19 protein-coding genes and 1 pseudogene are annotated in these 23061 nt (G+C 63.3%); 8 read left to right on the top strand and 12 right to left on the bottom strand.

Features of this window, described 5'->3' with window-relative positions; all coding sequences use genetic code 11:
• Positions 1 to 5: 5 nt before the first annotated feature.
• Positions 6 to 989, bottom strand: a complete 984-nt coding sequence (locus ABT23_RS06780) for an NAD-dependent epimerase/dehydratase family protein (protein WP_296633001.1) — start codon at positions 987 to 989, stop codon at positions 6 to 8.
• Positions 990 to 1511: 522 nt separating this feature from the next.
• Between ABT23_RS06780 and ABT23_RS06775 the strand changes: the two are divergent.
• From ABT23_RS06775 to ABT23_RS06740, 8 genes and pseudogenes are all read left to right on the top strand, one after another.
• Positions 1512 to 2901 (top strand): annotated as a pseudogene (locus tag ABT23_RS06775) (glucose-6-phosphate isomerase).
• A gap of 7 nt (positions 2902 to 2908) precedes the next feature.
• A complete protein-coding gene (locus ABT23_RS06770) occupies positions 2909 to 3919 on the top strand; it encodes an ROK family protein (RefSeq protein ID WP_296632998.1) in 1011 nt (336 codons plus the stop codon).
• A 14-nt stretch (positions 3920 to 3933) separates the two neighbouring features.
• Complete coding sequence (glgC, locus tag ABT23_RS06765; protein WP_296632996.1) at positions 3934 to 5253, top strand: glucose-1-phosphate adenylyltransferase; 1320 nt, start codon at positions 3934 to 3936, stop codon at positions 5251 to 5253.
• Positions 5237 to 6970 carry a glycoside hydrolase family 57 protein gene (locus ABT23_RS06760; protein WP_296632993.1) on the top strand — a complete coding sequence of 578 codons (1734 nt, stop codon included), beginning with the start codon at positions 5237 to 5239 and terminating at the stop codon, positions 6968 to 6970. Before glgC ends, ABT23_RS06760 begins: the two co-directional genes overlap by 17 nt.
• Complete coding sequence (malQ, locus tag ABT23_RS06755) at positions 6967 to 8319, top strand: 4-alpha-glucanotransferase (RefSeq protein WP_296632991.1); 1353 nt, start codon at positions 6967 to 6969, stop codon at positions 8317 to 8319. Before ABT23_RS06760 ends, malQ begins: the two co-directional genes overlap by 4 nt.
• The gene (glgB, locus tag ABT23_RS06750) at positions 8316 to 10532 is read left to right on the top strand and encodes a 1,4-alpha-glucan branching protein GlgB (protein WP_296632988.1); all 2217 of its coding nucleotides are present in this window, start codon (positions 8316 to 8318) and stop codon (positions 10530 to 10532) included. Before malQ ends, glgB begins: the two co-directional genes overlap by 4 nt.
• Before the next feature lie 49 nt (positions 10533 to 10581).
• Positions 10582 to 12039, top strand: coding sequence for a glycogen synthase GlgA (glgA, locus tag ABT23_RS06745; RefSeq protein WP_296632986.1), 1458 nt, complete (start codon positions 10582 to 10584; stop codon positions 12037 to 12039).
• A 17-nt stretch (positions 12040 to 12056) separates the two neighbouring features.
• A complete protein-coding gene (locus tag ABT23_RS06740) occupies positions 12057 to 14531 on the top strand; it encodes a glycogen/starch/alpha-glucan phosphorylase (protein WP_296632984.1) in 2475 nt (824 codons plus the stop codon).
• A 165-nt stretch (positions 14532 to 14696) separates the two neighbouring features.
• Here the strand turns inward: ABT23_RS06740 and ABT23_RS06735 are convergent, their stop codons facing one another.
• The 11 genes from ABT23_RS06735 to ABT23_RS06685 all read right to left on the bottom strand — a co-directional run bounded on the left by ABT23_RS06735 (position 14697) and on the right by ABT23_RS06685 (position 23044).
• Positions 14697 to 15146, bottom strand: a complete 450-nt coding sequence (locus tag ABT23_RS06735; protein WP_296632980.1) for a hypothetical protein — start codon at positions 15144 to 15146, stop codon at positions 14697 to 14699.
• A gap of 69 nt (positions 15147 to 15215) precedes the next feature.
• Positions 15216 to 15734 carry a DMP19 family protein gene (locus ABT23_RS06730; RefSeq protein ID WP_296632977.1) on the bottom strand — a complete coding sequence of 173 codons (519 nt, stop codon included), beginning with the start codon at positions 15732 to 15734 and terminating at the stop codon, positions 15216 to 15218.
• Positions 15735 to 16101: 367 nt separating this feature from the next.
• Positions 16102 to 16482 carry an aspartate 1-decarboxylase gene (gene panD, locus ABT23_RS06725; RefSeq protein ID WP_296632975.1) on the bottom strand — a complete coding sequence of 127 codons (381 nt, stop codon included), beginning with the start codon at positions 16480 to 16482 and terminating at the stop codon, positions 16102 to 16104.
• A gap of 72 nt (positions 16483 to 16554) precedes the next feature.
• The gene (panC, locus tag ABT23_RS06720; RefSeq protein ID WP_296632972.1) at positions 16555 to 17403 is read right to left on the bottom strand and encodes a pantoate--beta-alanine ligase; all 849 of its coding nucleotides are present in this window, start codon (positions 17401 to 17403) and stop codon (positions 16555 to 16557) included.
• Complete coding sequence (gene panB, locus ABT23_RS06715; RefSeq protein ID WP_296632969.1) at positions 17403 to 18191, bottom strand: 3-methyl-2-oxobutanoate hydroxymethyltransferase; 789 nt, start codon at positions 18189 to 18191, stop codon at positions 17403 to 17405. The genes panC and panB overlap by 1 nt, the downstream gene beginning before the upstream one ends.
• A 19-nt stretch (positions 18192 to 18210) precedes the next feature.
• A complete protein-coding gene (locus tag ABT23_RS06710) occupies positions 18211 to 18852 on the bottom strand; it encodes a deoxynucleoside kinase (RefSeq protein ID WP_296632965.1) in 642 nt (213 codons plus the stop codon).
• The gene (folK, locus tag ABT23_RS06705) at positions 18849 to 19415 is read right to left on the bottom strand and encodes a 2-amino-4-hydroxy-6-hydroxymethyldihydropteridine diphosphokinase (RefSeq protein ID WP_296632962.1); all 567 of its coding nucleotides are present in this window, start codon (positions 19413 to 19415) and stop codon (positions 18849 to 18851) included. The genes ABT23_RS06710 and folK overlap by 4 nt, the downstream gene beginning before the upstream one ends.
• On the bottom strand, positions 19412 to 20803 hold the full coding sequence (pcnB, locus tag ABT23_RS06700; protein WP_296632958.1) for a polynucleotide adenylyltransferase PcnB: 1392 nt from the start codon (positions 20801 to 20803) through the stop codon (positions 19412 to 19414). Before pcnB ends, folK begins: the two co-directional genes overlap by 4 nt.
• A gap of 39 nt (positions 20804 to 20842) precedes the next feature.
• The gene (locus ABT23_RS06695; RefSeq protein ID WP_296632955.1) at positions 20843 to 21577 is read right to left on the bottom strand and encodes an ABC transporter ATP-binding protein; all 735 of its coding nucleotides are present in this window, start codon (positions 21575 to 21577) and stop codon (positions 20843 to 20845) included.
• The gene (locus ABT23_RS06690) at positions 21574 to 22434 is read right to left on the bottom strand and encodes an iron ABC transporter permease (RefSeq protein WP_296632952.1); all 861 of its coding nucleotides are present in this window, start codon (positions 22432 to 22434) and stop codon (positions 21574 to 21576) included. Before ABT23_RS06690 ends, ABT23_RS06695 begins: the two co-directional genes overlap by 4 nt.
• Positions 22435 to 22507: 73 nt before the next feature.
• Complete coding sequence (locus ABT23_RS06685) at positions 22508 to 23044, bottom strand: peptidylprolyl isomerase (protein WP_366366304.1); 537 nt, start codon at positions 23042 to 23044, stop codon at positions 22508 to 22510.
• Between the last annotated feature and the right edge of the window lie 17 nt (positions 23045 to 23061).

Raw genomic sequence — 23061 nt, 5'->3', positions numbered from 1 at the left:
CTATTCTAGGCGACGCGCCGGATCTTCGCGGATTCGCGCGCGATCAGGTCGTCAAGGGTGTCGTTCAGCTTCCATTCCGGTTCGAATCCGGTGAGCGCCCGCAGTTTGTTGAGCACCGGACGCCGATGTGTGACGTCCTCGAACTCCTCGCCGTAGGCATCCTTGTAGGAGATGTAGTGCAGAGGCGAGCTGCTGTGTGCGCGTTGCACGATCAGCGAGGCCAGGTCGTGGATGGAGATCTCCTGGTCGTTGCCGACGTTCACCACCTCGCCCCAGGCCGCCGGGCAGCCGGCGAGGCGATCCAGCGCCACCACGGTGTCGCGTACGTCGCAGAACGAGCGTGTCTGGTTGCCTTCGCCGTAGACGGTGAGCGGCTCGTTGTTGACCGCCTGCCTGACGAAACGGGGCACCACCATGCCGTAATGTCCGACCTGGTTGGGGCCGATGGTGTTGAACAGCCGCGCGACCACGATATTCAGGCCGTATTTGCGGGCATAGGAGAAGGCGAGGAACTCGTCCGCCAGCTTGGTCACGGCATAGGCCCAGCGCAGGCGGCCGGCGGAGGGCAGTACGATGTAGTCGATCTCGGAGAAACTGCTGCTGGTGTTGAAGCCATACACCTCCGAGGTCGAGGCGATGATGACCTGCGGGTTCCATCCTCCTTGCTGGATGGCGCGCAGGATCCGTTCGGTGCCGGTCATGTTGGTCGCCATCACGGCCACCGGGTCCTCCAGTACCTTTTTCACGCCGACGACCGCGGCCATGTGGTAGATGCGATCGGCCCAGGCGACGGCTTTGTCGAGGCCATTCCAATGCAGGATGTCGGCCTCGGCAAAGCGGAAGGCAGGGTTGCCGCGGAAGGGGTCGATGTTCGTAAGCGAGCCCGTACTCAAATTGTCGACGACATAGACCTGGTCGCCCAACGACAAATGGTGCTCTGTCAGATGCGATCCGATGAATCCTGCGCCGCCCGTGATCAAAACATGCATATTCCACCTCTCCGAGTTTTCGGCATCCACTGCCGAACGATTAACAGGACGGCTGTGCGGTCCACGATCAAGGCCCAGTAAAAACAATGAGTTGTCTTTTTTTATTGGAAGGCCTGACCGCCAGCATTGTGCCTATTCATGGTGCAGCAAGGAGCGTACCAATCCGTGCGCAGGTAGATAGATCGCTTCAAGGGCACTTTTTGGGTGCATGCTCGTCCCTGTCTTATGGCGGCATCGAGGATTCGGGGCGCATTTTTGGGGCGGCATGTTGGCCTGTCATGTGCCCATCACCAATTTTTCCTATGGTTAATCAAGTGATGACATTTTTCTTGTCGTCAGTGGCACAGCCGTTGCTTGATGACGATCGGGCGGCATCGAATGCCATAGCCAAATGGCGTGGCCCATTCCGGTAGGGAGAAACACTGCATGGCATCATCAGGATTCGCGAAAGAGAAACAGGATGAGGTGACGGGACCGCTGCATCGCCCGGTCTGTCTTCAATTGAAAGCGCATCAGACCATCATGGCGGCGGCCCATATGCGCGACCTATTCGCAACCGATCCGGCGCGCTTCGAGCGGTTCTCGCTGCAGGTCGGCGAGTTGTTGCTGGATTATTCGAAGAACCGCATCACCGACGAGACCATGGGTCTGCTGGTTCGGCTGGCCGAGGAGGCGGACGTGGCCGGCTGGCGCGACCGCATGTTCAGCGGCGACAAGATCAACAACACCGAAAATCGCGCGGTCCTGCATGTGGCCCTGCGCAACCGCAGCAATCATCCGGTCGTCGTCGACGGCGAAGACGTGATGCCCAGGGTGAACGCGGTGATCGAGCGCATGGGCGCCTTCGCCGAACGGGTGCGCAGCGGCGAGTGGCGCGGCTACACCGGCGAGCGCATCACCGATGTCGTCAACATCGGCATCGGCGGCTCTGATCTGGGGCCGCAAATGGTCTACCAGGCGCTGAAGCCGTACCTGTTCATCGTGTCGTCCAAGACCTTCACCACGCAGGAGACGATGACCAACGCACACTATGCGCGTGCGTGGTTCCTGGCGCAGTCGCAGGCAGAGAAGCACATCGCACGGCATTTCGTGGCGGTGTCGACCAACCGCGACGGGGTCGTCGCTTTCGGCATCGATCCCGCCAACATGTTCGAATTCTGGGACTGGGTGGGCGGACGCTATTCGCTGTGGTCGGCGATCGGGCTGTCGATCGTGCTGGCGGTGGGCGCAGAGCGCTTCGTCGAGCTACTGGAGGGCGCCCACGCCATGGACGAGCGCGATCCTGCCGTATGACCATTACCTGCGCAGCCTGCCGGCCTACCTGGAGCAGGCCGACATGGAAAGCAACGGCAAATCGGTCGACCGCGACGGCAATATTGTCGACTATCCCACCGGCGCGATCGTCTGGGGCGCCACCGGCATCAACGGCCAGCATGCGTTCTACCAGCTGCTGCACCAGGGGACCAAGATCATCCCGGCCGATTTCATCGTGTCGGTCGAATCGCACACCGAATTGCAGGAACATCACGACATCCTGATCGCCAACTTCCTCGCGCAGACCGAGGCGCTGATGCGCGGCCGCACGCGCGAGGAGACGCAGGCGCAGACCGGGCAGTTCGTGTCGCACAAGGTGTTCGACGGCAACCACCCCAGCAACGCGATCCTGTTGCAGAAGCTGACGCCGCATGCGCTCGGTATGCTGATCGCACTGTACGAGCACAAGATCTTCGTGGAAGGCGTGATCTGGAATCTCAATTCATACGACCAGTGGGGCGTGGAACTCGGCAAGCAGCTGGCCAGTCGCATCCTGCCCGAGTTGCATGCCGACGCACCGGTGGCGGGGCATGATGCCTCGACCAACGCGTTGATCAATTACTATCGCCGCATGAGTCATCCGCGCACTGGCCTATAGTTCGAAGATGGAGTTGATTGCAGGCGATATTGGCGGAACCAAAAGCTGGCTGGCCTGGACGACCGGCGAGGCGGACGGTGCGATGCGCCTGCGCTTCGAACGGGTGTATGCCAGTGCCGATTTTGCGTCTGCGGAAGCCTTGTTGCGGCAGTTCATCGCCGATGCACAGGATATGCCCCGCCCGGATCGGCTGGTCCTGGCGTTGCCGGGGCCGCTGCATGCGCAGCAGGTGCGCCTGACCAACCTCGACTGGACGGTCGATGCAGGCTCGCTGCAGGCTGTGCTGGGTATCGCCGAGGTTCAACTCATCAATGATTTTCAAGCTGCTGCCACGGGGGTGGCCGTCCTGTCGACGGCCGACCGAGTCGCGCTCAATTCGCAGCCGGCCGAGCCAGGCGGCGTGCGCGTCGTCACGGGCGCGGGGACGGGGCTCGGTCTCGCCTTCATGCTGGCGGACGACACCGGGCACTACCGGACGTTTGCGACCGAGGGTGGACATATCGACTTTGCGCCGGCCAGCCCGATCCAGGTGCGGCTTCTGGAACGCTTGCGTGAAGAATACGGTCATGTGTCCTGGGAGCGCGTGGCATCGGGTTCGGCCATGAACGATCTATACCGCTTTTGCTGCATCGAGCATGAACGGCCGTTGCCCGATGGCGTGGTGGATGGTGCCGAGCTTGCCGTGCGCGCCGAATCGGGCGATGCCGCCGCTGAAGCCGCACTGGATCTTTTTGTCGACTTGTACGGTGCATGGGTGGGCAACGTGGCATTGCTGTATCGGCCCCATGGCGGCCTGTATATTGCGGGCGGGGTGAGTGCGCATTTGCGCATGCGGATGCAGTCCGCCCGCTTCATGGAAGCCGCCGTTGCCAAGGGCCGCATGCGCAGTGTGGTCGAACGCACGCCGATTTTTCTGGTTACCAGCAGCAGGCTGGGCGTGGCGGGGGCGCTTGCAGTGGGGCAGGCCATGTCCCGTGGACAGCATCCCCGTCCCGTCCAGCAATCAATAACGAGATAGACGAGGAGCAGTTTATGACTCTTTCCAAGGCCGAACAGGAACGCCTTTACCGCTATTACACCGAACCGAAAATGGTGACCGATCTCACCCGCAAGACGCTGGCGCTCGTGCTGGCGGGCGGGGAGGGTTCGCGGCTGAAGGACCTGACCGCCTGGCGCGCCAAGCCGGCCGTCCCGATCGGCGGCAAATACCGCATCATCGACTTCCCGCTGTCCAACTGCGTCAACTCCGGGATTCTCCGTATCGGCGTGCTCACGCAATACAAGTCGCACTCGTTGATCCGGCATCTGCAGCGCGCCTGGGGTTTCATGCGTGCCGAGATCGGTGAGTTCGTCGAGATCCTGCCCGCGCAGCAGCGTACCCACAAGAAGGAGTGGTACCAGGGGACGGCCGACGCGCTGTTCCAGAACATCGACATCATGCAGCGCCATCACCCGGAATACGTGCTGGTGCTTGGCGGCGATCATGTCTACACCATGGATTATTCGGAGATGCTGCTGTACCACGTGCAGACCGGTGCGGATTTCACCGTCGGCAGCATCGAGGTGCCGGCTGCCGAAGCAAGCGGATTCGGCGTGATGTCGGTCGACGAAGAGATGCGCATCACCCGCTTCACCGAAAAACCCAAGGATCCCGACTGTATTCCCGGCAAACCCGGGACCGCCCTGGTATCGATGGGCATCTATATCTTTTCCAAGGACTTCCTCTACAAGACGCTGATCGAGGATGCGGGAAAAACCAGCTCCAGTCACGATTTCGGCAAGGACATCATTCCCGCCAACATCGGCGAAGCCCGCGCCATGGCCTTTCCTTTCCGCGATCGAAATGGCGAGCCCGCCTACTGGCGCGATGTGGGGACGCTGTTTTCCTACTGGCAGACCAACATGGAATTGTGCTCGATCGAGCCGGAGCTCAACCTGTACAACCGCGACTGGCCGATCTGGACCTACCAGCCGCAATATCCCCCCGCGAAATTCATTTTCGACGATGAAGGGCGGCGCGGCGAAGCGATCGATTCGCTGATCGCCGGAGGCTGCATCCTGTCGGGCGCGCGGGTCAAGCGTTCGGTGCTGTTTTTCGCCACGACGGTGGAAAGCTACAGCCTCATCAAGGACAGCGTGATCCTGCCCAAGGTCTCGATCGGCAGCAATTGCCGCATCACCCGCGCCATCATCGACAAGGGGACGGTCATTCCCGACGGCATGGTCATCGGCGAGGACCTGGTGGAAGACGCCAAGCGCTTCCACGTCACGCCCGAGGGCATCGTGCTGGTGACGCCCGCGATGCTCGGCCAGAACCTTTACGCGAGACTGCAGAATGACTACGACGGCTAAATCGCTCAATGTGGTGCTGTGCTGGCACATGCACCAGCCGTATTACCGGGAGGGCCTCAAGGGCGCCTACCACCTGCCCTGGGTGTACCTGCACGGCATCAAGGATTACAGCGACATGGCCGCGCATCTGGAGCGCTACCCGGCGATGCGTACGGTAGTCAACTTTGCGCCGGTGCTGCTGGAACAACTGGACGATTATGCCCAGCAGCTCGACGTGCTGCTGAAGCACGGCAAACCCACCCAGGACCACATGCTGAACCTGCTGTCCGGGGTCGAACGCATCCCGTCCGATGCCACCAGCCGTTTGCGCATCGTGCGGGATTGCCAGCGCTGCAACGCGACGCGCATGATCCACCCGTACCCTGCCTTCCATCGTCTGTTGAGCATGATCGGCGTGGCTGACGAGACGAGTGGCGACAGCGCCGGACTTCCCTGGCTGATGGGCTATTTGTCCGAGCAGTATTTTCTCGATCTGCTGACCTGGTACCACCTCGTCTGGCTGGGGCATTCGCTCAGACAGCTGCCGCTGGTACGGCGCTTGATGGCGCAGGAAAAGAATTATTCGGCAGCGGATCGCCACGAGTTGCTGCACCTGATGCAGCACTGCATCGCCGGACTGATTCCGCGCTATCGCGCGCTTGCCCAACGCGGCCAGATCGAGTTGTCGATGACGCCTTACGGCCACCCCATCGTGCCTCTGCTGAACGATTTCTCAAACCTGCGCGATGCGATGCCCGACGCCCCTGTTCCCGATGCACCCGGCTATCCGGGCGGGGCGGAGCGTTCGCGCTGGCATCTGCAGCATGGTGTCGAGGTGTTCGAGCGCTATTTCGGCATGAAGCCAGCCGGCGTGTGGCTGTCGGAAGGCGGCGTCAGCGAGGATGCGCTGGCCCAGCTCGACAAGATGAATTTTGCCTGGACGGCGTCGGGCGAGGGCGTATGGCGCAACAGCTGCGACAAGTCGGGATGCCCGCCCGAGCAGACGCAAACCAAGCGTGCGCTGTTCTCGCCGGCCCAGGTCGACGGCTTCAAGACGCGGGTCTTTTTTCGTGACGACGGCCTGTCGGATCTGATCGGCTTCAAGTACAGCGACTGGCACGCCGACGACGCGGTGGGCGACTTCGTTCAGCACCTGGAGAATATCGCCACCTTTTTCGGCAAGGATGCGAACCGGCATGTCGTCTCGGTCATTCTCGACGGCGAGAATGCCTGGGAGTATTACCCCGACAATGGTCACCATTTCCTGAATTCCCTGTATGCGGCGCTGTCGAATCATCCCGCGCTCAAGGTCGGGACCTTTGCCGAACAGGTTGCGCATATCCCGCCGAAGCCGATGAAGCGGCTGGCGGCCGGCAGCTGGGTATACGGCAGCTTTTCGACCTGGATCGGCTCGGACGACAAGAACCGCGGCTGGGATTATCTGGTCGCCGCCAAGCAGGCCTACGACAGCGTGGTGGCGACCGGGAAGCTGAATGCCGATCAATTGGCGCTGGCGACCCGCCAGCTCGCCGTCTGCGAGGGCTCGGACTGGTTCTGGTGGTTCGGCGATTACAACCCGGCAAGCAGCGTCAGCGATTTCGAGCAGCTGTATCGAACCCAGTTGCGTGAACTGTATCGTCTGCTGGGCGTCGCGCCGCCAGCCCTGCTGGATGTGCCGCTGTCGAGCGGCGGCGGTTGGGCGGAAAACGCCGGCACCATGCGTAGGAATGCCGGATGAATTTCAACACGCGCCGCGCCGGCATTCTGTTGCACCCGACGTCGCTGCCATCCTGCGCGCTGGAAGACGTCGAGCGCTGGCTGGATTTCCTGCAGGCGGCCGGCATCACGGTATGGCAGATGCTGCCGCTCGGCATTCCGCTGTCCGGACTGTCCCCCTACCAGTGTGCTTCGGCGTTTGCGGTCAATCCTGCGCTGTTTCCCGGCGCGCGCGCCGACATGCGCGGTTTCTCCAGTTGGCGCAAGAAGCAGTACCACTGGCTGGACGATTACGCGCGCTTCATGGTGATCAAGCAGGAGCAGGGCGGCGCTCCCTGGACCGATTGGCCGCGTGAACTGCGCGATCGCGATGCGCAGACGCTGTCCGCGTTCGACGTCAGCCATGCCGATGCACTGAAAGCCGTCATGGCCGAGCAGTATCGGTCCGCCGTACGGGGGCAGACCATCCGTGCGGCGGCAGCGGAACGCGGTATCCGGATGTTCGGTGACATGCCGATCTTCGTTGCGCACGACAGTGCCGACGTGTGGGCCCAGCGGCATCTGTTTCTGCTGGATGAAACGGGACATCCCACCGTGGTGACCGGGGTGCCGCCGGATTATTTTTCCGAAACGGGGCAGCGCTGGGGCAATCCGCATTACAACTGGGACGTGATGCAGGCCGACGACTTCGCCTGGTGGCGGGCTCGGCTGCGTGCCCATTTCGAGTGGTTCGATCTGGTTCGTATCGACCATTTCCGTGGGCTGTGCGCGGCCTGGACGATTCCGGCCAGCGAACCGACCGCCATCCATGGCGAGTGGCGTGCGACTCCTGGCGCGGCGCTGCTTCGGGCAATCAGCGCTGAAATGCAGGACTTGCCGCTGGTGGCGGAGGATCTCGGCATCATCACGCCGGACGTGACCGCGTTGAGGCACCAGTTCGGGCTACCCGGCATGTCCGTGCTGCAGTTCGCATTCGACGCCCATGCCGACAACCCACACAAACCCGAGAATGTGCATCCCGATACGGTGTATTACACCGGTACGCACGACAACGACACCACGCTGGGCTGGTGGCGCACGCTGCCCGATCATGTCCGGCCCGAAGTCATGCAGCGGTTGGGCATCTCGGATCCCGACGCAGTCCTGGACGCGATGATGGCCACGGTGCTGGAAAGTCGTGCCGCCCTGGCGATGCTGCCGCTCCAGGATGTACTGCACCTCGGCAGCGAGGCGCGCATGAATACGCCTGGCACGGACAGCGGCAACTGGGCCTGGCGGTTTGAATGGGATGCGCTGGCGTCCGACCTGGCGCCCCGTTTACGACAACAATTACAGAAAGCCAATCGATGCGAGACTCTGCCCACGCCATGAATGTGCCACTTCAGCCCTTGTCCGGCGCGTCCCTGCCCATCGTCAGTGCGCCGATCATGCGGGTGCAGGCCGGCACGCACCACGACCCGTTCGAAGTGCTGGGGCTGCATCTGCAGCCTGACGGACGTGTCCTGATCCGAGTCTTCCTTCCAGCAGCCGAGGCCGTCGAACTCGCGGCGACCGGCGCGCGCATGACACGCGTGGCCGGAACGGACTGTTTCGAACTGCTCCTGCCGCACGACAGCGCAGCCGAGAGGCATCCGCTGCTGCGCTGGCAGGACAAGGGGCGGGGCGACTGGCATACCACGCAATGCCCGTATACCTTCGACGCGCAACTGGGCGAAATGGATCTGCATCTGTTCGGCGAAGGACGGCACCTGGAAGTCTGGAAGGTGCTGGGTGCGCGGCTGAAGACCATCGACGGCGTCGACGGGTGCCTATTTGCGGTATGGGCGCCGGCCGTGCAGCGCGTCAGCGTGGTGGGCGATTTCAACGCGTGGGACGGCCGCCGCCATCCGATGCGCTGCCGCGGCGTGTCCGGCGTATGGGAGTTGTTCATCCCCGGCCTGGATGCCGGCCACGCCTACAAGTTCGAAATTCTCGGCAGCCACGGCCAGCTGGTGACCAAGACCGATCCCTATGCGCGGCACATGTTCCTGCGTCCCGAGACCACCAGCCGCGTGCCCGACGACACGCCGTATGCATGGGGCGATGGCGGCTGGATGGAGGCCCGGGCCCGATTCGACTGGCAGCACGGCCCGGTCAGCATCTACGAACTGCACCCCGGTTCCTGGCGGCGGCATGCCGACGGCAGCTTTTATACCTGGGGCGAGCTCGTGACCGAGCTGATCCCCTACGTGCTGGACCTCGGCTACACGCACATCGAGCTTCTGCCGGTGGCCGAGCATCCGCTCGATGCCTCGTGGGGCTACCAGGTGTCGGGCTATTACGCGCCGACTGCACGCTTCGGCTCGCCCGACGACTTCCGTGCCTTCGTCGATGCCTGCCACCAGGCCGGCATCGGTGTGCTGCTCGACTGGGTGCCCGCACACTTTCCGAAGGACGATTTCGCGCTGGCGCGTTTCACCGGCGAGCCGGTCTACGAACACGCCGACCCGCGCCGTGGCGAACATCAGGAATGGGGTACGCTGGTGTTCGACTTCGGCCGCAACGAAGTGCGCAATTTTCTGGTGGCCAATGCGCTCTACTGGCTGGACGAATTCCACATCGACGGCCTGCGCGTCGATGCGGTCGCCTCGATGCTGTATCTGGACTATTCGCGGCAGCCGGGCGAATGGCTGCCGAACCAGTATGGCGGGCGCGAGAACATCGAAGCGGTGCACTTCCTGCGCGAGATGAATACCGAAGTGCACGCCCGCTTCCCTGGCGTGCTGACCATCGCCGAGGAGTCGACCGCGTGGCCGGCGGTATCGCGTCCGGTCGAGCTTGGCGGGCTGGGCTTCTCGATGAAATGGAATATGGGCTGGATGAACGACAGCCTCGACTACATCGAGAAGGAGCCGATCTACCGCAAGTACCAGCACAATCAGCTGACCTTCAGCCAGATGTATGCGTGGACCGAGAACTTCGTGCTGCCGTTGTCGCATGACGAAGTGGTGCACATGAAGAAAAGCATGCTCGACAAGATGCCGGGCGACGTCTGGCAGCGCTTTGCCAACCTGCGTCTGTTCTACGCCTGGCATTACGCGCATCCGGGCAAGAAGCTGCTGTTCATGGGAAGCGAGTTCGGCCAATGGAACGAATGGAAGGAAGCCGGCCAGCTCGACTGGGTGCTGCTCGAGTTTCCCGCGCATGACAGCATCCGCGCGCTGCTGCGCGATCTGAACCGGCTCTATCGCAGCGAGACGGCATTGCATGAATTCGACTTCGATCCGCGTGGATTCCGCTGGATCGATTGCCACGATGCCGACCAGTCGGTGTTGAGCCTCGTGCGGCAGGGGCAGGATGCGTCCGCACAGATGGTGGTGCTGCTCAATTTCACGCCGGTACCGCGTCGGGGCTATCGCATCGGCGTGCCGTCGGGCACCGCATGGTGCGAGATGCTGAACACCGACTCGATGTATTACGGCGGCAGCAACCTCGGCAACGGCCAGCTGCTGCACCCGCAGAATCTGCCCTGGATGGGGTTCGACCATTCCGTCGAAGTGACACTGCCGCCGCTGGGGGCGATCTTTCTCAAACCCTGTAGTTGATTCGATCCAATAAAATTAGGGACAAAAACCAATAATGAAACGCGGAGCAATGAAAATCCTGTTTGTCGCCAGCGAGGCCTACCCGCTGGTGAAAACCGGCGGGCTGGGCGATGTGGTCTACAGCCTGCCGCATGCCTTGCAGGCGCGCGGCGCCGATATCCGTCTGGTGCTGCCGGGCTACCGGGCGCTGTTGCGCCAGCTCGACCAGGTGCGCATTCTCGGCTGGCTCGACGTGCGCGGTGCCGAAGGCATCGTCAGTGCACGCATCCTGGAAACGCGTCATCCCGATTTTGCGTTCCCGCTCTGGGTGATCGACTGTCCGCCCTTGTTCGACCGCCCGGGCAATCCCTATGTCAACGCCAATGGCCAGGACTGGCCGGACAACGCCGAGCGCTTCGCAGTGTTCGCGCGGGTCGCCGCACTGCTGGCGCAGGATGCGCTCGATATCGGGTGGCAGCCCGCGGTGGTGCATACGCACGACTGGCAGACCGGGCTGGTGGCTGCGTTCCTGGCCGACCAGCCGGGACGTCCGAAAACCGTGTTCACCATCCACAATCTGGCCTATGGCGGCTATTTTTCACATACCGATTTTGTCCGCCTGCAGCTTCCCGGCCCATGGTGGTCGTCCGAGGGCGTGGAATTCCACGGCGGCCTGTCCATGCTGAAGGCGGGCATCGTCTACGCCGATGCCGTCACCACCGTGAGCCCCACCTATGCCGCAGAAATCTGCACGCCGGCATTCGGCTACGGACTCGACGGACTGCTGCTTTCCCGGCAATACAAGCTGCATGGGATTCTCAACGGAATCGATCCCCGGATATGGAACCCGTCCACCGATCCGCACCTGCCCGCGCATTATTCGATGAGCCGCATTCTGCCCGGCAAGCGGCGCAACAAGCAGGCACTGATCGAGCGTTTCCTGCCGCGCGCCGGCGACGACGCGATGCAGGCGCCGCTGCTTGGACTGGTGGGGCGGCTGGTCGAGCAGAAGGGGATCGACTGGGTGCTGGCGGCGATCCCGGTGCTGCTGGCCGAGACCGATGTGCGCTTCGTGCTGCTCGGTAGCGGCCAGGCTGCATACGAGCATAAACTTACGCGCCTGGCCAAGCAGCATCCCGAGCGTGTATTCGTCGAGATCGGCTACGACGAGGCACTGGCCCATCATATCGAAGCGGGCGCCGACCTGTTCATGATGCCGTCCCGCTTCGAACCGTGCGGACTCAACCAGATGTACAGCCTGCGATATGGCACGCCGCCCATCGTCTTCAAGACCGGCGGCCTGGCCGACACGGTGGTCGACGCCGATGCGGAGAATCTGGCCGCCGGCAGCGCCACCGGCTTCGTGTTCGACGTGCCGGAGCTGGCAGCTTTTCTGCAGGCCATCCGGCGTGCGCTCGACCTGTACCGCCAGCCCACGCAATGGCGCCGCCTGCAGCAGAACGGCATGCGCCAGTCGTTCGACTGGGCGGATAGCGCCGGCCATTACCTCGCACTCTATTCCACTTGAACTCAGCGGGAACCACCATGCCAGATGAGAAACCTGTCTCTCCCAGCCGCGTCGCCCTCAAGCAATTGCCCGACAGCAGCGAGGCGCTGACCGAGGATTTCCAGCGTTACCAGTTTTACCATCTGGGGCGGTTCCATGGCTGTCCCACCGTCTATACCTATCATGCGCTGGCCTGGACGCTGCGCGACCGTCTCATGTCGGACTGGATGAACACCTATGCCGAGCGCGACCAGCCCGGCAAGCGCCGCGCGTATTACCTTTCACTTGAATTCCTGATCGGCCGCGCGCTGTCCAACCACGTGCTCAATCTGGGGCTGGACACGGCCTCGCGCGAAGCGCTGCAGAGCTTCGGCCAGACGCTCGAGGCCGTGGCGGAGGAAGAAACCGATGCCGGGCTGGGGAATGGCGGTCTAGGCCGGCTGGCGGCCTGTTTCATGGACAGCTGCGCCACCCTGAACCTGCCAGTGATGGGCTATGGCATTCATTACGAATACGGCATGTTCCGCCAGGACATCGAAAACGGCTATCAGGTCGAGGAACCCGACCACTGGCTGCGCGACGGCAATCCGTGGGAGGTCGAGCGTTCCGAATTCACCTGCCGCGTGCCGTTCGGCGGGCACACCGAGCATTTCCACGACAAGGCCGGGATTCCCCGCACGCGCTGGGCGGACACCAGCGACGTGCTGGCGATTCCCTACGACATGCCGATCTCAGGCTACCGCAATCATGCGGTGAACACGCTGCGTTTGTGGAAATCCGCCGCCACCGACGTGTTCGACCTCAACGAATTCAACGCCGGAAGCTACTCCGAGGCGGTGCAGGCGAAGAATCACGCCGAGCACATATCGATGGTGCTGTATCCGAACGACAGCAGCGAAAACGGCAAGGAACTGCGCCTGCGCCAGCAGTATTTCCTGGCGTCGGCCAGCCTGCAGGATGCGCTGCGCCAGTGGCGCGCGGCCGGCAACAACGATCTGATGAAATTCGCCGAGCACAATGTCTTCCAGATGAACGACACGCACCCCACCATCGCGGTGGCCGAACTCATGCGTCTGCTGCTCGACGACGAACGGCTGCAGTGGGACGAAGCCTGGGCGATCACCTCGCGGTGCATGGCCTATACCAACCACACGCTGCTGCCCGAGGCGCTGGAACGCTGGCCGGTGGCATTGTTCGAGCGCCTGCTGCCGCGCCCGCTGGAAATCATCTACGAAATCAACGCCCGCTTCCTGCGCCAGGTGGCGATCAAATGGCCGGGCGACATCGACCGCCAGCGCCGCATGTCGATCATCGAGGAAGAACCGGTACGCCAGATACGCATGGCGTGGCTGGCCATCGTCGGCAGCTTCTCGATCAACGGCGTGGCGGCGCTGCATTCGCGCCTGTTGAAGGAAGGGCTGTTCCGCGATTTCGTCGAGCTCTGGCCGCACAAGTTCAACAACAAGACCAATGGCGTCACACCGCGCCGCTGGGTAGCGCATGCGAACCCCGACATGACGGCGCTGATCAGTTCGAAAATCGGCGAAGACTGGATTGCCGACCTGTCGCACCTGGCCAGGCTGAAACCCCTGGCGGCGAGCGGAAACGAGGCGTTCCATGCCGAGTGGCGTGCCGCGAAACGTGCCAACAAGGTGCGGCTAGCCGCGCTGGTCGAAGCCGAATGCGGCGTGACGTTCGATCCGTCCGCCCTGTTCGACGTACAGGTCAAGCGCATCCATGAATACAAGCGCCAGCTGCTCAACGTATTGCATGTGATTCATCTCTACAACCGCATCAAGCACGGGCACCTGGAGGGCTCAGTCAACCGTTGCGTCCTGATCGGCGGCAAGGCCGCACCGGGGTATGTGATGGCCAAGCGCATCATCAAGCTGATCAACAGCGTCGCCGACGTGGTCAACAACGATCCCGACATCAATGGCCGGCTCAAGGTGGCCTTCCTGCCCAACTACCGGGTGAGCAGCATGGAAATCATCGCGCCGGCCACCGACCTCTCGGAACAGATTTCCACCGCGGGCAAGGAGGCCTCCGGTACCGGCAACATGAAATTCATGATGAACGGCGCCGTCACCATCGGCACCTACGACGGGGCGAATATCGAGATTCTCGATGCCGTGGGCGAGGACAACTTCTTCCTGTTCGGCCTGCGCGCCGACGAAGTCGAGGCACTGCGAGGTCACTACCAGCCCTTGTCCTACATGGAGCGCGACCCGGCCTTGCGCCAGGTGATCGACCTGCTCATCTCCGGCCATTTCAACCCCTGCGAACCGGGCATCTTCGACATGATCATCGGGGCCATGATGAGCCCGAACGATCCCTGGATGGTGCTGGCGGATTTCCGGACGTATGTCGACGCGCAGGAGCGGGTGGACCAGGCCTGGCAGGACGAGGCGCGCTGGACGCGCATGAGCATCCTCAACACGGCGTCGAGCGGCTTCTTCTCGACCGACCGCACCATGCAGGAGTACAACGCGGATATCTGGAAGCTTACGTAGGACCGGCAGTCGCGCAATGGGCGGGGCAGGACTGTACAGCCGGGATGGTTGGTGTGTGCTGAGTGACCTCTACCGACCCTAAGCGGAAGTTGGCCGGTTTGAAAAGCAGACGTTCAACGCTCAAGCTCACCGACAACTACGTCCGGTGCAGCGCCTTGTTGGCCATCATTCGTATGTGCAACTCTCTTTGACATGACCCGCTTTCAGCATTTCTAGTGCATAGGTGCGCAGCGGCAGCGTGCGGTTGCGGGGAACGGCTGACTTTGATGGAGCAATGTCGCACTGGGAATACAGCTTGAGCAAGCTGACCATCTCCGTACCATCAAGCGCAACTGCACAGACGAGTTCCTCACCGTATGCTTCACCAACGTAATAGTCCATGAGCGCGACACGTGCTTGTTTTGAGGCCGGATCATTTGCTGCCAGCAGCGTGCCAAAGGCTTCTTCATAGCTTTTGTCCCACCAATCGTTTTTACGCGCGGCCTCATCTCGTGCGGTCAGCACTGGAAGCAACTTCATCTCGACATCCGCTGGCATGGCTTCGGGGCATTTGCCCGTTCCGGCCCACACTTGTGAGGCGACCAAAAAACCTATCAGCGCCAAAAGTCGCTTCATGATGGCCAACGTTCGAGCTCAGGGGCAGGGCAAAAGCGCAGCTTTTGACCTGTCCATTGGAGCGTAGTGTTAGCTGTCGGTGTATAGGTGATGCTCGATCGCATACGCCTTGCACCTTTCTGATAACTGATCCGGATCACTATAGAACGCCTTATCAAGTGCATCGAGCTGTTTCCAGGCGGGGTGCGAGTCATTCCCCACTGTGGGCATCAGATCAAGTCGTTTGGATCGATCGAGTGGAACCAACCTGTCGCCAAATAGAACTTCCTTTGCCTGAACCAACAATGCAGCTGATTTCTCCGCCTCCAGTTCGAACAATCCATCAAGCGCGAGTCCATACAACTCGCCACTGCTATTGGAGAAAAACTGATCGAAGCCGCCGTTGTATACCTCGCCGATCAGACAAGACACGGCGTAATAAGTCTTTTCCGGTTGATCAAGTCCAGCGAAACCCTCTTGGGTATTGAAAATACGATGGACAAGATCAAGCCAGTATTTTCGTTCGGCGCTCTGCTCGTACTGGCGCTCACGCTGCCGCTGTCGTTTTCCTTCCTCAATCCGTTCCTGGTAGCCACCTTTACAGGGCATGCAAAGCCCCGCGTTCTTGGCAGCGGTATCAGGAAGAATTAGCTCTCCACATCGAGAACAGGGCACACGCTGAGTCATTTGAGACCGCTAACAGTTATTCACCAGACCGGTGGGTCCATATTATTCGCAGAAGATGCCGCTGTGCCCTAACTGCTTGATTCATGGTCGGTTCATCGAAGCTGCATGTCCGCATATGTAATGATAATCCGGACCGAATGGCCGCTGTGGGAGAAATGCTGAGATGACCGCTTATGGCCGGTTGCTGTCATCAGGTCAGCAGTCCTCGAAACCCCGGAAACAAATCAGTCGCGATGCCATAGAAAAAGGCCGGGTTTCCCCGGCCTTTTTATTCGCCATCGGGCTTGCCTTACGCGGCCTGAACCGGGATCGCTTGGCGCGTGTCGATGATGCGGTTGTCTGCGTCCACATACACCAGTTCCGGCGCGTAACGCGCCAGTTCCAGTTCGTTGTAGACCGCATAGGTGGCGATGATGATGAGATCGCCCGGGTTCGCCTTGTGCGCGGCGGCGCCGTTCACCGAAATGATGCCGGAATCGCGCGCGGCACGGATGGCATACGTCGTGAAACGTTCGCCATTGGTGATGTTGTAGATCTGGATCTGCTCGTATTCGTGGATGTCGGCCGCGTCCAGCAGGGTTTCGTCGATCGCGCAGGAGCCTTCGTAATGCAGCTCGGAATGCGTGACGGTCGCCCGGTGCAGCTTGGACTTGAGCATCGTTCTTTGCATGACGGTGCCCTCAATAAGAAAGGGCTCATATTATACAGCGGTGAGCAGTGAGTGGTGAATGGTTGCAGCTGCTCACCGCTCACCGCTCACCGCTTCCCACTCAATATTGTCGATCAGCCGGGTCGAGCCCAGCCAGGCCGCGCCCAGCACCACCAGCCGGGCACTGTCGGGCATGGGCGATTGCAGGGTCGCGGCGTCGCGCAGTGCCACGTAATCGACCCGCCAGCCAGCCATTTTCAGGTGGCGGCCGGCGGTGACGCACAAGGCTTCGAAATCCCGTTCGCCTGCCTGGACGGCGGCCACGATGGCTGCGAGTTCACGCTGCAGCTGGGGCGCCTGGATGCGTTCCGCCGCGCCGAGATAGGCGTTGCGCGAACTCATCGCCAGCCCGTCGGATTCGCGCAGGGTGTCGCCCGCCACGATCTCGATCGGCAGGTTGAACTGCCGGACCAGCTCCTGGATGACCCGCAACTGCTGGAAATCCTTTTTCCCGAACACGGCCACGTGCGGCTGCACCAGGTTGAACAGCTTCAGCACGACCGTCGCCACGCCGGCGAAATGGCCGGGACGGAAGGCGCCGCACAAGTCCCGGGTCAGCGCGTCGGACGGCTGCACGGTGAAATCCTGCGGGACCGGATAGAGCGCGTCGACGTCGGGCGCGAACACCAGGTCGCAGCCCGCGGCAGCGAGTTTCTCGCAGTCGGCGGCGAGGGTGCGCGGGTAACGCTCGAAATCCTCGCCGGCACCGAACTGCAGCGGGTTGACGAAGATGCTCGCGACAACCGGATGGCCGTGCCGCTTGGCCAGTTCGATCAGCGATACATGGCCGGCGTGCAGGTTGCCCATGGTGGGCACGAAGGCGGTGCGGGTCTGTCCGGCGAGCGCGGTGCGCAGTTCGGCGACGGTATGCAGGACCTGCATCAGAAGGCGTGGTCGGGACCAGGAAAACTGCCGTCCTTCACCGCGGCGACGTAGGCGCGCGCGGCGGCTTCGATGCCGTCGGCGCCGGCAAGAAAGTTCTTCGAGAATTTCGGTGCGCGCGGATACAGGCCCAGCATGTCGTACAGCACCAGGACCTGGCCGGAACAGCCGGCCCCGGCGCCGATGCCGATGGCCGGAATCGTGAGTGCTTCGGTGATGGCCTGGCCGAGCGCGGCGGGCACCATTTCCAGCACGATCAGTCCGGCGCCGGCGGCTTCCAGCGCACGGGCGTCGGCGACCAGCTGCGCGGCGGCCGCATCCTCGCGTCCCTGTACCCGGTAACCGCCGAGCTGGTTGACCGACTGCGGCAGCAGGCCAAGATGCGCGCACACCGGGATGCCGCGTTGCGTCAGGAAGGCGACGGTGTCGACCATCACTGCGCCGCCCTCCAGCTTGACCATGTGCGCCCCCGCAGCCATCAGCCGTGCCGCGGCGGAAAACGCACGCTCCGGCGAAGGCTGGTAGCTGCCGAAAGGCAGGTCGGCGACGATGAGGGCCCGCTCGGTCCCGGCGGCGACGCAGCGCGTGTGGTACGTCATCTCGGCAAGCTTCACCGGCAGCGTCGAGGTGTGTCCCTGCACCACCATGCCGAGCGAATCGCCGACCAGCAGCACCTCGACGCCGGCGGCATCGAGTACGCGCGCGAAGCTGGCGTCGTAGCAGGTGAGCACGGCGATCTTCTCGCCGCGTTCGCGCATTGCCTTGAGGGTGGACAGGGTGACGGCCATGGTGTGACTTAAGGGTAGCTCAGGCCGCCCGGCTGAAGAACTCGCGCGGACCGCGCATCTTGTCCATGCGTTCCAGCAGCAGTTCGAAGTGGGCTTCGTTTTCAGCGAAGTTGAGGTTGCTGGTGTTGACGATGAGCAGGGGCGCGGCCTCGTAGCGATGGAAGAACTCGCTGTAGCTGTTGGCCAGGCGCTGCAGATAACCGGCATCCATGCCGCGCTCGAATTCCACGCCGCGGCGCCTGACGCGCTCCTGCAGCACGTCGACTGGTGCCTGCAGGTAGATCACCAGATCGGGCGTCGGCGCCTGCAGCGCGAGGTCGGCGTAGACCTTCTGGTAGAGCTCGAACTCGTCGTCGTCGAGATTGAGGCGCGCAAACAGCATGTCCTTGTCGATCAGGAAATCCGACACGGTGCCGGCGCGGAACAGATCGCCCTGGGCGAGATCGCGCAACTGGCGTGAGCGGTCAAACAGGAAATGCAACTGTGTCGGCAGCGCATAGCGCCTGGGCTCCTGGTAGAAACGTGGCAGGAAGGGGTTGTCGCTGGCATTTTCCAGCAGCGTGTCGGCATCCATGCGCTCGGCTAGCTTGTAGGTGAGGCTGGTCTTGCCGGCGCCGATCGGGCCCTCGACAACGATGTAACGGTAACGGGAGAGACTCATGCGTTGACGGCAGCGGCGGGAGGAGGGGGGAGTGCGGCCACATTCTCCCCGTAAAGGGGAGGCCGTGGTTGTAAAGTCGCTGAAGCGACAACAACCACGCTCTGGTCGGCACAGGCGGCGAGCCAGTCGGCAGCACGCCCGTGGCCGGGGATCACGGCATCAGGCGCGATCTCCAGCAGCGGCAGCAGCACGAAGCCGCGTTCCTGCATGCGCGGATGCGGCAGCGTCAGGCCGTCTTCGTGGAAATGTGCGTTGCCGTAGAGCAGCAGGTCGAGATCGAGCGTGCGCGGCGCGTTGCGGAAGCTGCGCTCGCGGCCGTGGCGGTGCTCAATATCCAGCAGGGCGGCGAGCAGCGCGCGCGGCGCCAATTCGGTTTCCACCTGCGCCACCGCGTTGATGAAGTCGGGCTGATCGACATGGCCGACCGGCGCCGAGGCGTACAGCGAGGAACGTGCCAGCAGCCGGGTGCCGGGCAGGCGGCCGAGCTCGGCGAGCGCGTACTCCACCTGCGCTGCCGGGTCGTTGAGGTTGGCGCCGAGGCCGATGGTGGCGGTGATCTTCATGCGGGCTGCGTCTCACCGGCGGCTTCGCCCGGCTTCTTGCGTTTGCGCTTGCGGCGTGGCTTGGGCGCGTTGTCGGCCAGCAGCATGCGGGCACGTTCGTCTTCGCCGACTTCCTGGAAACGCGTCCACCATTCGCCGAGTTCGGCGGCGACCTCGCCCGATTCGGCGCGCAGCAGCAGGAAATCGTAGGCGGCACGGAAGCGCGGATGCTCCAGCAGGCGGTAGGGGCGTTGTCCGCCGCGCTGTTCGAAGCGCGGCTGCAGCGCCCAGATCTCCTTCATCATGCCGTCGTAGCGGCGCGGGATGGCGAGCTGGCTGCGCTGGGCATCGAGCACCTCGTCCATCGCGGCAAACAGGGCGGGTTGCGGCTTTTCGCCGGCGGCCTCGAGCGCGCGCCAGCGCAGCAGCACCTGCGGCCACAGCAGCGTACCGAACAGGAAGGCGGGCGACGAAGGCCGGTCCGACTGAATGCGCTCGTCGGTGCTCTTCAGTGCGGCATTGATGAAACGTTCGCCGGTGGGATCGTCGAGGATCGTGTCCAGCAGCGGCAGCATGCCGTGATGCAGGCCTTCGGCGCGCAGCTGGTGGACGCCGCGCAGGGCGTGGCCGGAGAGCAGCAGCTTGAGCGCCTCGTCGAAGATGCGCGCGCGCGGAATGTTGGCGAGCAGCGGCGCCAGCGCCGCCACCGGCTTGCGCGTGTCGGGGTCGATGTGAAAGTCGAGCTTGGCGGCAAAGCGCGCGGCGCGCAGCATGCGCACCGGATCTTCGCGGTAGCGCGTGTCGGGGTCACCGATCATGCGCAGCACACGTTTCTTGCAGTCGGCCACGCCGCCGAAATAGTCGTGCACTTCCTCGCGCGCCGGATCGTAATACAGCGCGTTGATGGTGAAGTCGCGGCGCGCGGCGTCGTCCGCCATGCTGCCGAATACGTTGTCGGACAGCAGGCGGCCGTGTTCGTCGGTCAGGCGCTTGTGCGCCGCCGGGGACTTGTCGCCGGCAGCGTACTCGTCGTCCTCTTCGGTCTCCTTCTGGCCATTGGCACGGAAGGTCGTGACCTCGATGGTCTCGCGTCCGCACATCACGTGCACGATCTGGAAGCGCCGCCCGATGATGCGCGAGCGGCGGAACAACCTGCGCACCTCTTCCGGTGTGGCGTCGGTGGCGACGTCGAAATCCTTGGGCGTCATGTTCAGCAGCAGGTCGCGCACCGCGCCGCCGACGAGATAACCCTTGTACCCGGCCTGTGCCAGGGTTTCGCAGGTTTTGAGTGCGCAGTCGTCGAGCTGGTCACGGCGGATGCCGTGTGCGGACAGCGGCAGGATCTGCGCCCGGGAGCCGTCGGTGCGCGGTTTACGGCCAAATACTTTGTTGATGATGCGACGAATCATGAGGTGCGCGAGGGCGGTGGAATGCTGACCAAGTGGCGATTATACAGGCTGGACCCGATCGCTCTTCCGCCAGAGCGCCGCCGTGCCGGTGCCGTACAGTGCTTCGAGCGATGCCGGGGTGAGCAGCGCGGCCGGCGTGCCCAGTTGCCAGCGTCCGTCGCCGTACAGGAACAGCAGACGGTCGCAGTGGCCGGCGGCCCAGTTGGGGTCGTGCAGGGTCAGCACCACACTGTGCCCGGCATCGGCTTCATGACGTGCCCAGGCCAGCAGCCGGGCCTGATGCGCCGGATCGAGATGGGTCAGCGGTTCGTCGAGCAGGGCGATGCGCGGCTGTTGCGCCGCCAACTGCGCCAGCCGCGCACGCTGGCGTTCGCCGCCTGACAGACTGTCGAGCGGACGGTGGGCGAGATCGGCGAGCTCCCAGGCGGCGAACAGGGGCGCCAGGTCGAGGGCGGCCACGCCGAACGGGTAATGGCCCAATGCGACGAAGTCGGCCACGCTGCCGAAGAATCCGCCTTCGTCGCCCTGCGGCAGCACGCCAATGTGTTGCGCGCGGGTGAGCGGCGGCAGAGCGGCGAGGGGCTGGTTGTCGAGCATGATCTGCCCGCACGCGGGCACGGCGAGCCCGGCCAGCATCGAGATCAGCGTCGACTTGCCGGCACCGTTGGGGCCGAGGATGCCAAGCACCTCGCCGGGTTCGAGTGCGAGGTCGAGCATGTCCACCAGCGTGCGGGGACCGGCCTGCAGGACCACTCGGTGGGCGACGAGGCTCATGGTTTGCGCAACAGCCAGAGCATCATCGGCACGCCGAGCAGCGCAGTCAGCACGCCGACCGGCAATTCCCGCGGCGCGATCACGGTACGCGCCAGTGCGTCGGCCAGCACCAGCAGGCTGCCGCCTGCCAGGGCGCAGGCCGGCAGCAGGACACGGTGGCCGGAAAAGCCCGTTTTCCGCAACGCATGCGGCACCATCAGGCCGACGAAACCGATGCTGCCGGCCTGCGCCACCACCAGGGCGGTGCAGGCACCGGCGAGCGTAAACAGCATCCAGCGCGTGGGCGCGACCGCCACGCCGAGCGAGGCGGCTTTCAGCGGTGACAATTGCAGTACGTCGAGCCGCCTCGACAGGCCCAGCGCGGTTCCTGTAGCCAGCAGCAGCGCTGCCCACAGCATGAATGGGTTGCTGGTCCATGCGAGGTCGCCCATCAGGAAGAACAGCATGCCGGGCAGGCGCTCGATCGGTGCCACGCTCAACACCAGCGCGATCAAGGCACCGAAGCCGGCCGCCAGCATCACCCCGGCAAGCAGCAGCGGCGTATGGTCGCGCGCCAGCAGACGGCCGCCGAGCGCGGCGGCCAGCGCCAGCGCCAGCAGACTGCCGACGAAGGCCAGCACCGACACCCACGGCCACGCCAGGCCGGCGGCCATGCCCAATAGCGCCAGCAGGCCGGCGCCGCCGGACACGCCGAGCAGATAGGGTTCGGCCAGGGGATTGCGGAACAGCGTCTGCATCAGCGCGCCAGCCAGCGCCAGCAGGCCGCCGCAGGCGAACGCCGCGGCCACGCGCGGGCCGCGCAATTCGGTGAGGATCTGCATGGCGAGTTCATGGTCGGCGGGCAGGGCGCCGGCCATCAGGCCCAGCGCCAGCGCCAGCAGGGCGGTCAGCCCAAGCAGCAGCAGTTTGGCGGCGGAAGACAGAACAGGCCTATTGCTTCGGCTTGTTGTCGGCGCCGGGCGGGACGGCCGCGGCTGCTTCCGGCAGCAGGGTGACGCGCTTCATCACGACCGGCTCGATGGGAACATCCTGGTAGGGGCCGCGGTCGCCACGTGGCATCGCGACGATGGCGTCGACCACCTTCATGCCGTCGACTACCTGGCCGAACACGGCATAGCCCCAGGTGTCGTAGCTGGTGCCGCGGTGATCGAGGAAGGCGTTGTCCGCCACGTTGATGAAGAACTGCGACGAGGCCGAATCGGGGTCGGCCATGCGCGCCATCGCCAGCGTGCCGCGCAGGTTCTTGAGGCCGTTGTCGGCCTCGTTCTTGATCGGCGCGTTCTTGGGTTTTTCCGCCATGTCCGGCGTCATGCCGCCGCCCTGGATCATGAAACCGGGAATCACGCGGTGGAAGATCAGGCCGTCATAAAAGCCGGTCTTCACGTAGTTGATGAAATTTCCCACCGACTGCGGTGCGTTCCGGGTGAAAAGCTCGACCGTGATGTTGCCCTTGCTAGTTTCGATCAGTACGCGCGGATTGGGCG

This window comes from Thiobacillus sp. SCN 63-57 (genome assembly GCF_001725555.1).
In the GTDB taxonomy this organism is placed as follows: Bacteria; Pseudomonadota; Gammaproteobacteria; order Burkholderiales; family Thiobacillaceae; genus Thiobacillus.
Note: the sequence above shows the minus strand (reverse complement) of the source record. Positions and strands in the feature narration are given on the sequence as shown.

Bases quoted from the DNA above. Each gene is read 5' to 3' on its own strand.
- ABT23_RS06695 (WP_296632955.1), bottom strand. From the start codon at position 21,577: ATGAGCCTCGTCGCCCACCGAGTGGTCCTGCAGGCCGGTCCCCGCACG.
- folK (WP_296632962.1), bottom strand. From the start codon at position 19,415: ATGAAGATCACCGCCACCATCGGCCTCGGCGCCAACCTCAACGACCCG.
- ABT23_RS06760 (WP_296632993.1), top strand. From the start codon at position 5,237: ATGACTACGACGGCTAAATCGCTCAATGTGGTGCTGTGCTGGCACATG.
- ABT23_RS06770 (WP_296632998.1), top strand. From the start codon at position 2,909: ATGGAGTTGATTGCAGGCGATATTGGCGGAACCAAAAGCTGGCTGGCC.
- malQ (WP_296632991.1), top strand. From the start codon at position 6,967: ATGAATTTCAACACGCGCCGCGCCGGCATTCTGTTGCACCCGACGTCG.
- ABT23_RS06735 (WP_296632980.1), bottom strand. From the start codon at position 15,146: ATGAAGCGACTTTTGGCGCTGATAGGTTTTTTGGTCGCCTCACAAGTG.
- ABT23_RS06710 (WP_296632965.1), bottom strand. From the start codon at position 18,852: ATGAGTCTCTCCCGTTACCGTTACATCGTTGTCGAGGGCCCGATCGGC.
- pcnB (WP_296632958.1), bottom strand. From the start codon at position 20,803: ATGATTCGTCGCATCATCAACAAAGTATTTGGCCGTAAACCGCGCACC.
- ABT23_RS06780 (WP_296633001.1), bottom strand. From the start codon at position 989: ATGCATGTTTTGATCACGGGCGGCGCAGGATTCATCGGATCGCATCTG.
- ABT23_RS06730 (WP_296632977.1), bottom strand. From the start codon at position 15,734: ATGCCCTGTAAAGGTGGCTACCAGGAACGGATTGAGGAAGGAAAACGA.
- panB (WP_296632969.1), bottom strand. From the start codon at position 18,191: ATGGCCGTCACCCTGTCCACCCTCAAGGCAATGCGCGAACGCGGCGAG.
- ABT23_RS06740 (WP_296632984.1), top strand. From the start codon at position 12,057: ATGCCAGATGAGAAACCTGTCTCTCCCAGCCGCGTCGCCCTCAAGCAA.
- glgC (WP_296632996.1), top strand. From the start codon at position 3,934: ATGACTCTTTCCAAGGCCGAACAGGAACGCCTTTACCGCTATTACACC.
- panD (WP_296632975.1), bottom strand. From the start codon at position 16,482: ATGCAAAGAACGATGCTCAAGTCCAAGCTGCACCGGGCGACCGTCACG.
- ABT23_RS06690 (WP_296632952.1), bottom strand. From the start codon at position 22,434: ATGGCCGGCGCCCTGCCCGCCGACCATGAACTCGCCATGCAGATCCTC.
- glgB (WP_296632988.1), top strand. From the start codon at position 8,316: ATGAATGTGCCACTTCAGCCCTTGTCCGGCGCGTCCCTGCCCATCGTC.
- panC (WP_296632972.1), bottom strand. From the start codon at position 17,403: ATGCAGGTCCTGCATACCGTCGCCGAACTGCGCACCGCGCTCGCCGGA.
- glgA (WP_296632986.1), top strand. From the start codon at position 10,582: ATGAAAATCCTGTTTGTCGCCAGCGAGGCCTACCCGCTGGTGAAAACC.